The following is a 14,809-nucleotide window of genomic DNA, read 5'->3' on the forward strand; positions in this document are numbered from 1 at the left end:
TATTAATTAAATCCCTCTTATCTGTCAAACACTTCACTGCTGGGGGGTTGTCCAAATGATCTACTTAACACTTTTGTTGCTCGTCTTAGCGATATTCTTTACCTACAAAAAATTGAATAATGTTTCTACCCGATTTATGTATGGCATTATTTTGGCGTGGGGACTGTCATTCACATCGTTTATTTTGTATTTAAGCAAGTTTAATTATTATCAAAATATCATCAGCTCATTTTTCAGTTTTAGTCCAGGAACTTGGAACTATCTTGTACTCACCAGTTTCAATCCGAATCTTCTTATCCGTCTGCTCAACGGTGGGGTGATTCTGTTTAACTTCTCACTTCTATGCTTCGCCGTATCCTTTACACGAACGTCAAAAAAGCTGCGTAATACTCGCATTTACACAATCATCACCGCTATTTCGGTTACACAGCTTTTATTTTTCGACCCATCCATACAAATATGGCTGCAGAAGAGTATTGGAGATATGCCAACTGATTTATCTGCTTTTTTCAGAGAAGCTGTGATACTATTGAACCAGCTATTTAAATACGTCAACTACGCGTATTTAATCGTTGCGTTTTTGCTTATGCTTAATTTTTACATTAATTATCCGAAAATCAAATTTATAAAAAATTATGCGCTCTACCATATTCTCATCCTTGCTCCCGTAGCTATTATTCATTTGCTTATTTTCTCTTGGGCACCAAAAAATCTAGTTATAGCAACGGTATTAACCGGATACTACAATTACCTTCAGCCTAATGTTGGTTCTTATCCATTTGTCTTTCGCATTTTTCCTTACTTGGTTATTCTCGCGCTTACCTTTATGATCTATATCATGTACCGATACAGCTCTATTGAAGCTTACAATAGGAGTCATGATATTCAAATCAAGAATAGTATTGATACCGCTTCACTCGGCGTCAAAGCTTTTACTCATTCGTTAAAAAATCATTTGCTGGCTATTCAATTCGAAGCAGAATATCTTAAAGGTATTCATACTGATAAAGAGTCAGCCTACAGTCTTGACCTGATGCTCGCATCCTGCAGCAAAGGAATGGAGAGTATCACTTACGCCGCGAATAAGTTGCAAGATATCAGCCTTAATTTGCAGCCTCAACTGCTCAATGTGCCTGTCAATGAAGCTATGGCAAGACTGAATGTGGGTAATACTAACTTGAAGCTTACTTTAAACTCTGATGAGGAGCTTCCGCTATGCTATGTAGACACCCATTATATGAGCGAGGTTATTTATAATCTATTAGAAAATGCGGTAGAGTCTCTCTCTCAACAAGACACAGGACAGATCGTCGTTACCCTCTCGGAAAGCAATAACTGGGCTATTATTGCCATCAAAGATGATGGACCCGGCATTGCTGAAGAAAATTTAGAACACATTTTCAGCCCTTTCTTCACAACAAAAGCTTCCGTTAATAATTGGGGCATCGGACTTTCTTATTGTCATAAAATTGTTATCGGACATGACGGAAAAATCATTGTTGAAAGTGACCCTGATCAAGGAACCACGTTTAAAATTTTTCTTCCAGTGATTTAATCAGATCTTAAATGAGGTGATTGATTTGGATCAAAACATACAAATATTAGTCGTGGATGATATCGAATCACATCGGCGGCGATTGGAGCGTATTATCGCTGCTTGTGATGATATGGAGGTCATATCATCCGTGGAATCCGGTCATGATGCCATTGAAGCTGCAATCGAGTATCAGCCTTATATTATTTTAATGGATGTAGAGATGGAAGAGCCGCTTGCTGGCATTAACGCTGCCAGACAAATTCACGAGCTGTTTCCGCATATTAAAATCATTATTGTAACCGTTCACAAAGACGATAATATTATTTTTGCCGCCTTCCAGACCGGTATTGTTGATTATCTTCTTAAATCCGCCGCTCAAGAGGAGGTCATAGAAGCAATAAGATCGGCATATCGTGATAGCTCTCCCATTCGGCCGATGATCGCGAAGAGCATTCGTTCCGAATTCGTTCGAATTAAAAGAACGGAAAGCAGCATTCTTTTTGTCATACAAATTATTTCCGAATTGACGCCTAGTGAGCTGCAGGTATTAAAGCTGCTTTGTGAGAAAAAAACGAGGAAACAAATTGCAGAGGAGCGCTGCGTTGAATATGAGACTGTCAAAAAACAAATGACAAGCATATTGAAAAAATTCAATATGGCTAGCTCCGCTGACATTATTAGAACAGTGAATGATCTGAAAATCTTTGAGCTCTTAAAAAAGATATAGAAGTGTTTCCTGTCAGATATTCCTGCCCTTTACTGAGCGTATTTGCTTCGGGGAATGGCCGAAATATTGGCCGAAGGCGCGAGTGAAGGACGCCGCATCGGAATAACCCAAGTGTGTGGGCGGAATTAGGCAAGGAAGCCATGCCTATGCCGCGGGTCTCACACGCCTGAGTCATTCTCAAACTCAAACTAACCAAAAAAGAGACTTTAAACACCGAAAATGTGCTTAAAGTCTCTAGAAAATCGGGGTCCCACTCCGTCAACTTCGATACGAGTCACCCAATGCAGATGGTTTAGCCCTACAAACTCCTTAACTCCTGCTTTTATAACGCCTTACTTCTTCGCCACATATTTGCGAATATCAAATGCTACAGCAACGACGATGATTAGGCCTTTAATGATCAATTGCCAGTTCGGATTAATTCCGATGTAAGTCAGACCATAGTTGATGACGGTGAAAATGAGGACACCTGCGATGATTCCCTTCACTCTACCTACGCCCCCGGTCGTCGAAACGCCCCCAACTACACAGGCTGCAATGGCATCCAGCTCATACATATTACCGTAGTTGTTCGACGCTCCCCCTGTACGCGCTGCTTCAAGCACACCAGCTAGTCCGTACAAAGCGCCAGCAATTGCATAAATCCACATCAAGTTACGCGCTACATTTATACCAGATACATTAGCAGCTTGAATGTTGCCGCCAATCGCGTACATATTTTTACCAAGGCGTGTCTTATTGAATACAACCCAGACCATGAATGCCACGAAAATCGCGATAAGAACGATATAAGGGATTGAGAATTGACCACCACCAATAGCTCCTGATCCTAGCTCTGTAAAGTCCTTGCGCAAGCCGCCGATCGGCTGTGAATTGTTCGGTGGCATGTCGAAATACAGGGAATTCGCGCCATAAACCGCGACCATCGTCCCGAGTGTAGCAATAAACGGCGGTACGCTAAACTTCGATACGATCAACCCGTTCAGAAGCCCGACTAGCAAGCCAACCGTAATAGCAATTATGATCGGAACAATCATCCAGAGCTCCGGCATGTTCGGAAAAAATTTACTTCCGTAATCAGGCATTTGCAGCATGGATGCGGACACGACCGCACTCAAGCCAACTACGCGTCCAGCGGATAAGTCCGTACCAGCAGTAATGAGTACAAAAGCTGCACCAAGCGCAATAATAAGCCTTGTTGAGGATTGCACCATCATATCTCTAAGCGTAGTAATAGACAAAAAGTTTGCATCGATAATGGCGATTCCTAAAATCAATGCGACAAGCACAATCCAAATTGCGTTCTGCGAAAATACATTTTTTATTCTTAAGCCTTTAGCTTCGCCCATTGTCATAAACCTCCTTAAATCCTCATCATTAGCCCGTCTGTGCCGCAAGCCTCATAATACTTTGTTCGGTCGCCTCAATGCTATCTAAAATTCCAGTTGAACGCCCTTCCGACATGACCATTATGCGATCCGACATACCAATCAGCTCCGGCATTTCCGACGAAATCATAATAATGCTCTTTCCTTGCTTCGCAAGTTCAATAATAATGTTATAAATCTCGTACTTAGCGCCGATATCGATACCTCGTGTCGGTTCGTCCAGCAGTAATATATCGGGATCAGTCAGCAGCCAACGTGCCAGCAGCACCTTCTGCTGATTACCGCCCGATAAATTACGAATAAGCTGATCGACAGACGGTGTCTTCGTTTTGAATTTCTCGACGCCTTTGGCTGCCTCTTTTCTCATTTTCGACTCATTCAGAAATCCGAAGCGATTCTGGTACATGTCAAGGTTAGCGATCGCTGTATTCTCCGTCACTGACAATACGGGAAAAATACCAGTTACCCGCCGCTCTTCTGTTAGAAGCGCAATTTTATGTTGTTTTGCATCAATTGGCGATTTAATAGTGATTAGCTTGCCGTCCTTGTAAATCACACCTGATTTCACAGCACGCAGACCGAACAACGCTTCAATCATCTCCGTACGCTGCGCGCCGACAAGACCGCCTACTCCCAGTATTTCTCCCTTACGCAATTCAAACGATACGTCTTTAAAGGAATGCAAGTGTGTCGAAGTTAAACCTTCCACTCGCAGCATGACATCGCCGGGTTTATTTATCCGCTCTGGAAAGCGGTCGGATAAATCACGACCTACCATGCGGGTAATAATCGTATCGATTGTCAATTCAGGAGCCGGCCATGTACCGATGTATTTGCCATCACGCATAATGGTTACATCGTCAGATATCCGTAGTATTTCTTCCATTTTATGTGAAATATAAATGATCGAGACGCCGCGTGCCCGCAGTTTATTAATAATAGCGAATAGATGCTCCACCTCATTGCCTGTAAGCGAAGAAGTCGGCTCATCCATTACGATGATTTTCGAGTTGAAAGATACCGCTTTAGCAATCTCTAGCGATTGAATTTTGGAAACCGATAATTCCCCAACAAGCTGGTTCGGATCAATTGCCATATTTAAATCTTCGAATAGCTCTACCGTGTCACGATACATCTTTTTATGATCTATAAATCGAAAAGGAGGTATGCCTTTCAACGGAAATCTGCCAAGCCAAATGTTCTCCATCACACTTCGCTGCGGTACCGGATGAAGCTCCTGGTGAATCATAGAGACGCCGTAGTTCAACGCATCCTTCGAGTTCTGAATGACGATTTTCTGTTGATCTAGAAAGATTTCTCCGTCATCCGGATTGTAAATTCCAAATAAGCATTTCATCAATGTAGATTTGCCTGCACCATTCTCGCCCATTAGAGCATGAACCGTACCGGGACGCACTTTAAGCGTGACATTGTCTAGAGCTTTAACACCCGGAAATGTCTTCGTAATCCCATTCATTTCAAGCATATAAGGATGCTGCTTTACCATCATATAGCCTCCTATTCTTCATCCCACCAAGTAATTGGGCGAAAAAAAACAGGGGCAACGCATTTGCCGTTAATCCCTGTTTTTTATTCCATTTCTCTACTTGTACTATTTGCTTTCTTGCGTTACTTTTTGATAAGGAATCCAGACATATTTACCATCCGTAATTTCAAAGCCAGTGTTTTCTTTCGTCGGCGTTTCTCCTGCTGCAAGTACACGCATGAGCTCAACCGTTGCTTTACCTTGATTTGTCGCATCGTTGAGAACCGTGCCAAGCAATGTACCTTCTTTTAGTGCCTGCTGCGCGGGATCAGTTGCATCTACACCGACAACTGGCATAAATTTATCATTTTTAAAGTAACCCGCAGCTTTCAATGCTTCAATTGCGCCAAGCGCCATATCATCGTTGTTAGCTATAACTGCTTCGATTTTGTCACCTTTAGAAGAAAGGAATGCCGCCATTTTTTCTTGACCTTTTACGCGATCCCACATAGCCGTATCTTCTGCTACCTTCTCTACTTTAATGCCAGCCTCTTCAATCGCAAGGATGGAGTATTTCGTCCGCAGCTCCGCATCTTGGTGGCCTGGTTCACCTTTTAGCATAACGTATTGCAATACGCCGTCACCGTTCTTATCGGCTTCCGGATGAGCCTTCCAGTATTCCGCAATAATTTCGCCTTCCATCGTACCTGACTCTTCAGCTTTAGCTCCTACAAAAAACGCCTTGTCCCATTTCGCCAAGTCATCTGCAAGCGGCTCGCGATTAATGAATACAACAGGAATATTTGCCTTTTGTGCTTTGTCTATAATAGTGCCTGCAGCCGTACGGTCAACAGGATTAACGGACATCGCCTTCACTTTTTTTGTAATAAACAAATCAACTTTATCATTTTGCGTTGGCTGTGAGTTTTGGCTATCTACGATGTCTACTGCCAATTTCCCTTCTGCAGCTGTTTTGATCGAGCTCCGTACACTACTCATGAAAGTATCGTCAAATTTATAAATCGCGACGCCTGTCTTGGGTAAGCTGCTTGTGCTTCCTTCTCCGTTCGAGCTTCCACAACCTGCAGCCGTAACTGCTAATGCTCCAATAATAAGCCCTGCCGTCCATTTTTTCATGTTGTAATCCCCCCTGATTAGTTAATTATTTATAACCTCATTATGTCGTAATTAGCTATTGATTCACATATATTATCCTCATCACTTTTATTAAAATTCTCATTTATTTATGATTATTGAACGACAGGGAACATTAGCTTTTGATTTTTTAACCAAAACATATTTTGTTCCGTAATGCGCTCCATACTCATTTCCACCCTTGAAGGAACATCATGGCCATACGCTGCTTCAAGCGCATGTTTGACGGCGAGATAGCCCATACTAAACGAATTTTGTACAAATAAAGTCTGCAGTTGATTTTCTTGAAGCAGCTCTAGAAGCTCAGGCGAGCTATCGAAACCTACCAACTTGATCTTGCCGCTAGCCTGTCTACGCTTAATCTCAAGCGCCGCTCCGATCGACGTTTCCGAATTAAGTGACAGAATACCGTCTACCTTCCTCTTGTCTAATATTTCGCTAACCATTTGTTGGCATGCGCCATATTCTTCCGAACAGAGCTCAGTGTCTTCGAGTCGAATGCCCTGATATTCCTCAGCGGCATCTCGAATACCCTGTTCCCGCAGTTCACCGTTTATACCTCCTTTGGTGTATGCAAGTATAGCTATATTACCTTCTCCTCCAAGCTGGTCAGCCATCTCTCGAAAAGCCTCTTTCCCAGCCAAGTAATTGTCAGTACCAATATAAGTTGCTGTCTCGCCCGACGTTAGCATACTATCAATCGCAATTACAGGAATACGCCGCTTTCGGGCTTCCTCCAGAAACGGTTCAAATGCTGCGTCGGCATTCGCACCAAGCACGATTGCATCGGGCTGCGTCTCTAATGAATGCATCGCCATTTGCAACTGGCCATCCACATCTCCTTCATCCTTTGGCTCTGATACGTAAAGATCAATATCGAATTCCTTGACGGCTGCCTGTGCGCCCTTCGCCACGTTCTGCCAGTAGTCTCCCCCGCTTGTTCGAGGAATAAATTGAATCGTCTTCCCTTTATTCTCCCGCTTCGGTTCACCAGCACCCGGATAAAGCGCGGAGTAGAGCAGGAAAGAAGCCAATAGAAGGAGCAGCCCGTTCATTATAAGTCCTTTCTTTCCAATCATTAAGGCCGATCCCCTCCTTCAATTTGCTCTGGCACCAAGGCGGGGAAAGAAATCGTAACGGTTGTGCCGACTTCCAGCTCGCTTTCAAAATGAAGCCCATACGCTTCGCCGAAATAAAGTCGAATTCTTTCCTGTACGTTCGTAATACCTACGCCTGAACCTTTGGAGCTTAGAACTGTTCCTGTACGAATGCGGTTAAGCTGTTCCTCCGACATTCCAAGACCATCATCAATAACCTGAATGACTATCTCACCGCCATCAAGCCGTACGGAAACGGTAATATGCCCTTTGTCGACGGATGGCTCGATACCATGCATCAGTGCATTCTCGATTAATGGTTGTATGATAAGCTTCAAGGTTACATAAGACAGAGCTTCTTCCTGTATATCAAACGAAAAATCGAATTTATTTTTGAAACGCATTTGCTGAATGATTAAATAATTTCTTGCATGTTCTATCTCTTCCGTGAGCATAATCAAGCTCTTCCCTTTGCCAATACTAATTCGGAACAGCTTAGACAACGAGGTAATCGTCTTAATGACCTCTTCATTCTTATTCATGCCAACCATTCGCACGACCGTATTTAATGTGTTATACAAAAAATGTGGATTGATTTGCGCCTGCAGCGCTTCCAGCTCATATTTCCTTTTGCTCTCCTGCTCCGTTACGATCCGGTTCATTAATTGCTTGATAGTCCCGATCATAAGGTTAAACCTATTCGCAAGATTTTTGATTTCAAGTGGCCCCTCACCACTTGCAATCAGATCAAAATCTCCTCTCTCCACACTTTTCATGGATAGCTCCAACCGCTTTATTGGTCTTGAAATACGGCTAGATACCATGCTGGAAAGTATGAAGACAATGAGTACCAAAGCAATAATCAATTGAGACATCGAACGGTTGAACTCTGAGCTTGTCATCATGACCTCGTCTATATAGGATACGCCAACCACCTTCCAGCCAACATTGCCGATGGTTTGAACGCTAATCATTTTCTCCTCCTCATCAGATTCATCAATAAAGCTGCCATAAGTATGCTTGAGTGCAAGCTCGACGTTTTCTCCCTTCAAGTTGGCGTAGATAAGCTCAAGCTGCGGATGAAACACAATGTTCCCCGCCGATTCGTCTAGGATATATATGTATCCTTTTTGTCCAAGACTGATTCGCTCAGACAGCTCATCAATTCGGTTGAAGTTGACATCCATCATCAGAACACCTTGCACGGCCTTGCCATTATGCTGAACTGTTATGCTTTTACTAAACGTTACGACCCACCGGAACTGCTGCTTGTACAAATTTTGTACATGGGGAAGGGAAATGGATAAATGACCGGATGTATTCAGCGCTTTTCGAAACCAACTTTCCTCCGCAACTCGCAACGTGTCCTTCAATTCAACATTTGGCAAGTCAAGCAGAAGATGTCCCTTATCGTCAAATAAAGCAAGCGTTACCGAATCGGTGCGCGTGGACATCATCGTCTCTAGCTGACGACTCATCAAATCGGACTTCACCTCATCACTTTGCCCAATTGCATGATGCATCATATTGAACAGATCAGAAGTGATCTGCACATAATTTTCGAGATTATAGCTGACCTGATCGACGATTTGCTGTGAGTTGCGAAATGCGTTTTCCTTCGCGGTAGTTGAGAATCGACCATACAGCACAATACCGACTATCAAAATAATGAAAATAGAAAACAACGTGAACGATACCGTTAAAATAAACTGAATGCTTCTACGCTTCATTACTTCTCCTGCTGAGACAAGCCTTGTCGGTATTCTTTGGCAGACAGTCCCGCGTATTTCTTAAAGCTAAGGCTAAAATAGTTAGGATCTGCGAAGCCTACCTTATCGGCGATTTCGAAAGCTTTAAGCTCTGTTGTCCGCAGCAGCTCCTTGGCTACCTCCATACGAAGCTGCAGCAAATAAGCGCCGAACGTTATTTTAAGCTCTTTTTTGAATAAACCGCTGAAGTAGCCAGCACTAATATGCAGCTGAGCGCAGAGGCTTGAAATGGATAAATCACTCTCCTGATAATGGCTCTTCGTATAGATGATGGCATCCTCCACGATTTGTTTATACGTATACTGCCTGCTGCTTGCGATACGGCTGCGCACCTTGGAACACAGCTCGCCGAACCATGTCTTCGTTTCCTGTAAGCTGTTCAGCTTTTGATATTGTTTCAAGATGTCCCATCCTCCTGCAAAAATATCATCAGTCTCGCTGTCATTCATCTTTGTCAATTTAATAATCGTCGTCACCATTTCCAGCAAATAACGCTGGAATTCATGTACCGGCGCCTGAACGCGAGTAATTTCGTCGAAAAGCCCGTCAATGACCTCCTCAAGCTCCTTCTCCGTACCAAGCTTGATCGTACGAACCAGTTTCTGTTCCTTCCATTCATCGAAGAGAAGTTTCTCATGAACGCGGTTTTCCATATCATTGATACAAATAATCATGTTGTTGCCGAAAATACGCCGATAATCGAGAGCATCCGTTGCAGCATCGTACGCATATTTCAGGTTGCCGATATCCTGTGTGTGAGTTCCGACGCCAATCATGACCGGAAAGCGCAAAAACTTCTCAATGCTTTGCAAAATTTCCTTCAACGCGTTCTGTGTTTGCTCCATAATCAACATGGCATCCACTAGCGGACTTACAGTGAACAGTACGACCTGATCTTGGTGAATAAACACTTTACCAAGCCCATGTCTCATCCATATTTCACTAGCGATATTACTTACGGAAAATAATTTAAGATCCAGATCAGGAGACAACGCCAATGAATTAGAAGCTAACTTGACAGCCTCCTCATTCTCATTATCCGAATGATTGACAGCGATAATCGACACTACATAGCTCTCACCTTCCAGCTGCAAGCCGTATTTCGCCGCTTTCAGAAAAATATCGTTATGCGAATGCTTACGAGTAATCAAAGAGGAGAGAAATTTCTCGCGCAAGATCGGTAAGCTTGTCCGATAATGCTCCTCCAAAAGCTCCATATTACTTCGCTTCTCCCTCTCTTCATTCATTTGTCTAGCAACTTCCATAATCGTTGATGTCAACTGCTCAGACGAAAATGGTTTCAGAATATATTCCTCCACCTGCAAATGAACCGCTTGCTTGGCGTAATCAAATTCATCGTGACCGGACAAAATAACGATACGGGTTATCGGGTACATCTTCCTGGTCCATTCCGAGAGATCCAATCCATTCATGTATGGCATGCTAATATCAGTAATGAGCACGTCAGGCTCCATTTTCTCAATGATCTCCATAGCTTCTTTGCCGTTTCCAGCCGTTCTAACCTCCGTGAAGCCGCAGCTCTTCCAATCGATTTCTACCATTAATCCTTCCGTAACTTCCGGCTCGTCATCAACAAGTAACAACTTGTACATATAATTCCCCCTATTTAATGCGATACATGCGTAAGAGCTTCACAATTACCCATTTTGACATAAATCTCGACATTGTAAATAATAGATAACTTTATCAGATTATGGTTTGTCTATCTAGTCGTTAATTATTCATTTCTAACTAAAAGTAAAAGGGCCTTCACATTGACTACCGAGGTAGTATTCTGAAGACCCTAAGCTTATTTTTGTAAGGTTTAATTAGAAGCTCCGCAGTCCTATCTTAAAAATAATCCGAGAAGTACGGATGCTCCTGTCTAATCCATTTTTCGAGTAGATCGATAGAGATCTCATCAGACTGAAGACGACCGATCCGAGCCAAATAGGACGGACGTTTGTAGCCCATTAGCATGGTCGTTAACGTGGGAATATCAATGATAACCGAGGGGTTAGAACCGCCCTCTTGCAAGCGCCCCTTCCCTGAAGTGTCTACCGTCAACGTGAATGTACCTCGGTTCCATTCCAGCATCGGATCATGCAGGGTAAAGATAAGTTGGCTCTCTTTCTCCTGAGTTTGAAACGGATATTGCTCGATGAAAAGAGTGATATCCACTATTCTAGCCATATAGTAAGGTACAATGGTTTCCTTAATATCGCCATCATCTAATAAGAATGCGAGCGGCTCATCCTTATAGATATCTCCTTTGACTAGCTTGATCATTGAGAAATGGGCACTAACGAAATTCCACAAGCCAGCACGAGCCTCTTCAATGATGTATACCATCTCTTTTATATAAAATATTTCCTCGGCAACCCAATACAGCAAGTACCCCATCGGCAGATCGTTGCTGTCATAATAGATGGCCACGGTCATATCATCCAGATCCCAACGCAAATACTCTTCCCAGGCCAGCTCATTTCGGAGCATCGCCCCATGATGCCGCAAAGCAAACTGCTCGTAAATGGCTTTGATATCCGGATGCTCAATAGTTACTCGTTCCACATTACCCGGCACATTTCTTTGCTTTGGCAGTTGGGTATCGGGAACTTCAAAAGAAATTTTATCGGATATGATCTCCCAGCCCTTCCGCCTGTAATAAGGGATGGAATACGGATATAGGTAGGAGATCGATTGCTTACGGTCCCGCATTTTAGTCAAAGCATGCAGCATGAGCTTGTTCATTAAACCCAAATTGGCGTACTCGGGATAGGTTCCAACGCCTGTCAGTCCCCCCATCTCATAAATATGACCGAAAATATTTACCTGAAACGGGTAGACGGCAAGCTGAGAGATGAGCTTCTCATCATCGAACCACCCCAGAACATCAGCATACTTCAGAACCGGCAGCTTAGACATAGCAATCTCTCTGTTTTCCCAGCCAAAGGTTTGCAAATCACGATTGGTCACTTGAAACACATAGCGCAATAAATCGTTGAATTGCTCCCCATGCTTCGTTTCCACATTTCCCAGCTTGATTCTGTCATGTAATTTTCTGCGGCTCACTGGTGATAACCCCCATTTATTAACCTTATAACTTGGATATCAGCATGAAAATGGAATGGAATGTATTGCAATTGTTCATATACGCTATGTAGTATACACGACCTCATGGAAAACATACTTTTACATAATGTCTGTTGATTATTCTAATACTGAGCCCCCGTAGTTTCATTTTTTGCATTTAAATGAGGTCGCAAAAGGGAAAGATGCGGTTTAGTGTCAGGGAATGAACTTAATGGCTGGGTCAGCTCGATACGCGCCCTCTTTTCGGTGCATTAGCTGCATATTCTGAAACTAATTCGTCTCTCATTCCATAATGTTGCTCATTAGTTTCAGAATGTGGAACAAATTTAACTGTCGAAAGATGTATATGTACTTTTGTGGAGATATTGAGGGTTAGTCGAGTACAGTTGTTAATCAACAGACATACTTTCACACAACAAGAACCCGTACTTGCAGCAAAAAAAGAGACCTCAAAAGGTCTCTTAAAAGGTCTCTTGTCTCTCATCCAAGCATTTCTTCTACCACTTTTAACAGCTCTAATGGGCTAAACGGCTTAGGAATGAAGCTTCTAACTCCCGCCTCCAAAGCTTTCGCGCGATCCGAATCCTGAGCTTTAGCTGTCAGCATAAGAATCGGCATCTTAGCCTTCTTTGCCTGCGGCAGCTGTTCCAGCACTTCTATCCCAGTCAGCTCGGGCATCATATAATCGAGAAGCATCAAGTCATATTCGGTTTGATTCAATTTCTCTAGCGCTATTTTACCATCCTCTGCGCTGTCAATCTCCACATCCAAGTCTTCAAGTGTATCCGCGATCAGCATGCGAAGTATTTCTTCATCGTCGACAATTAATATTTTCTTCATAGCTTCCTCAGCTTTCGTTATTTATATATTTTTTGAACTAAGCGTTCGACTCTCGACAGCAGTTCTGGCATTTGGAAGGGTTTCACAATGTAATCATCAGCTCCATGCTGAAGCGCATGAATGATATCCGTCTGATTGATTCTCGCGGTAAGCATGGCGATGACAATATTGCGTTCAGGGTATTCATTACGAAGCTTGTTCAACACCTCTACTCCGTCCATGGTAGGCATAGCTCCATCCAGCAAAATAATATATTTATCGTTCTGGCAATACCAATCCGAATGGATAAACTCATAACCGTCCTCATAACCTCTGACAGCCACTTGTATATTTCTATTCGGCTGCCACTGAGTTAACCCCGTGACCACGATATCCCGAATCAACGGATCATCATCCACAACGAGAATATTCAGCTTCTGCTCGCTATGCGTCTGAGCCATATGTGGAGAGTAAATGATCGTCTGATTTCTTCCCGATTCTTTCCCTAAATAGAGCGCTTGGTCCGCCTCTTCAACTAACTTCTCCGGATGCGCGTTGTTCATATGACTATCTGTTACTCCTGCAGTGAAGGTAACTTTATAGTGTTGACCTGCAGATGAGAACATATGAGAGGAGAATTGGTCACGAATATGCTCAATAACGGGCATAGCCTTCTCCTTGCATGTATTAGGAAGAACAAGTACAAATTCTTCCCCGCCATAGCGGCATAAAATATCCTCATCGCGCTTTGAAGCCATAACCGTTTCCGCGAAGCTTATCAGCACTTCGTCACCCACAAGATGCCCATAGGTATCATTGACTCGCTTGAAGTGATCCAAGTCCATAAGCACAACAGTGAAAACATTTCTCGTTCGCTGAAAGTCCGCTATCATCTGTTTCATTGTCCTGTTAAAATGCCTGCGATTATACGCACCGGTCAGCTCGTCAACAATGATAGACTGCTCCCACTGCTGTTTAATTTGAAATCGATTTTCTATTAATGCAAGCATAAGCTCTTGATCTATCGGTTTGGCGAAAAAATCCATTGCACCGGAACGATAGGCATTAATCCGATGCTCTCTCGTATCCTCGGTGCTTATAACAATGATTGGTGAGTGCTCCTGCTGGGATTTCTCGACGATTTGTTTAAGAACTTCCATACCATTCGTATCAGGAAGAAGAATATCAAGAATTATCATATCCGGCTTCCAATCATAGAATAGCTTCAAACCGCGTTCTGCCGTTAAAGCTATATTTACCGGATAGCACTGTTCCTCCAATAACCCCTTTAAATAAGCAGCTAATTCAACATCATCATCAATAACGAGAATTCTATTACCTGCGTGATCCGGAAGCATAACAGATTGAGTCGATAGGGTTTTAGAAGAGCTTTCTACTGCAGAACTCATAGGAATATCAGCTAACAGAGACTTTAACACCTCGTACCATTCACTATAGGTGAAATGACGAGTACTCGTATCCGAAAATAGATTTAACTTATGCTCCGCTTCCTTCTCTATCTCCTGCATTCCTATTGTTCCAGCGGTACCTTTGAGGTTATGTAGAAATCGATAAATCTCTTTCTCCTCTACCACAGCTTTGCTCGACCAATCATCAAGCGTTGTTCGAATTCGTTGCTCGACAAGCCGTTTATATTTTTCTGTAATCAATAGACTTCTCCCCAAAGACCATATTTTCATCAGCTATCAACTATCGCAAATCTAAATTTTATATCCAA

11 protein-coding genes are annotated in these 14,809 nt (G+C 42.9%); 2 read left to right on the forward strand and 9 right to left on the reverse strand.

Annotated elements, in window-relative coordinates; all coding sequences use genetic code 11:
- Positions 1-55 precede the first annotated feature (55 nt).
- Together AC0YN7_RS16205 and AC0YN7_RS16210 are read left to right on the forward strand one after the other, a co-directional pair.
- Positions 56-1,555, forward strand: coding sequence for an ATP-binding protein (locus AC0YN7_RS16205; protein ID WP_475811058.1), 1,500 nt, complete (start codon positions 56-58; stop codon positions 1,553-1,555).
- Between the two features lie 25 nt (positions 1,556-1,580).
- Positions 1,581-2,264 (forward strand): response regulator transcription factor, encoded by a 684-nt coding sequence (locus AC0YN7_RS16210; RefSeq protein ID WP_475811059.1) that lies wholly within the window; start codon positions 1,581-1,583, stop codon positions 2,262-2,264.
- A gap of 332 nt (positions 2,265-2,596) precedes the next feature.
- Here the strand turns inward: AC0YN7_RS16210 and mglC are convergent, their stop codons facing one another.
- The 9 genes from mglC to AC0YN7_RS16255 form a co-directional block, all read right to left on the reverse strand.
- Entirely contained in the window at positions 2,597-3,613 is a 1,017-nt protein-coding gene (gene mglC, locus AC0YN7_RS16215; RefSeq protein ID WP_475811060.1) for a galactose/methyl galactoside ABC transporter permease MglC, read from the reverse strand.
- 28 nt (positions 3,614-3,641) lie between these two features.
- The gene (locus tag AC0YN7_RS16220) at positions 3,642-5,159 is read right to left on the reverse strand and encodes a sugar ABC transporter ATP-binding protein (protein ID WP_475811212.1); all 1,518 of its coding nucleotides are present in this window, start codon (positions 5,157-5,159) and stop codon (positions 3,642-3,644) included.
- Positions 5,160-5,264: 105 nt separating this feature from the next.
- On the reverse strand, positions 5,265-6,275 hold the full coding sequence (locus AC0YN7_RS16225; protein WP_475811061.1) for a galactose ABC transporter substrate-binding protein: 1,011 nt from the start codon (positions 6,273-6,275) through the stop codon (positions 5,265-5,267).
- Positions 6,276-6,388: 113 nt separating this feature from the next.
- Positions 6,389-7,372 carry a substrate-binding domain-containing protein gene (locus AC0YN7_RS16230; protein WP_475811062.1) on the reverse strand — a complete coding sequence of 328 codons (984 nt, stop codon included), beginning with the start codon at positions 7,370-7,372 and terminating at the stop codon, positions 6,389-6,391.
- Positions 7,372-9,120 (reverse strand): cache domain-containing sensor histidine kinase, encoded by a 1,749-nt coding sequence (locus AC0YN7_RS16235; protein WP_475811063.1) that lies wholly within the window; start codon positions 9,118-9,120, stop codon positions 7,372-7,374. Before AC0YN7_RS16235 ends, AC0YN7_RS16230 begins: the two co-directional genes overlap by 1 nt.
- Positions 9,120-10,772 carry a response regulator gene (locus tag AC0YN7_RS16240; protein WP_475811064.1) on the reverse strand — a complete coding sequence of 551 codons (1,653 nt, stop codon included), beginning with the start codon at positions 10,770-10,772 and terminating at the stop codon, positions 9,120-9,122. The genes AC0YN7_RS16235 and AC0YN7_RS16240 overlap by 1 nt, the downstream gene beginning before the upstream one ends.
- A 238-nt stretch (positions 10,773-11,010) precedes the next feature.
- Positions 11,011-12,231: a GNAT family N-acetyltransferase gene (locus AC0YN7_RS16245; protein ID WP_475811065.1), complete on the reverse strand. Its 1,221-nt coding sequence runs from the start codon at positions 12,229-12,231 to the stop codon at positions 11,011-11,013.
- Positions 12,232-12,732: 501 nt separating this feature from the next.
- Positions 12,733-13,092, reverse strand: a complete 360-nt coding sequence (locus tag AC0YN7_RS16250; RefSeq protein ID WP_475811066.1) for a response regulator transcription factor — start codon at positions 13,090-13,092, stop codon at positions 12,733-12,735.
- 17 nt (positions 13,093-13,109) lie between these two features.
- Positions 13,110-14,741 carry a GGDEF domain-containing response regulator gene (locus AC0YN7_RS16255; RefSeq protein ID WP_475811067.1) on the reverse strand — a complete coding sequence of 544 codons (1,632 nt, stop codon included), beginning with the start codon at positions 14,739-14,741 and terminating at the stop codon, positions 13,110-13,112.
- Between the last annotated feature and the right edge of the window lie 68 nt (positions 14,742-14,809).

Source organism: Paenibacillus sp. J31R122, assembly GCF_056269185.1.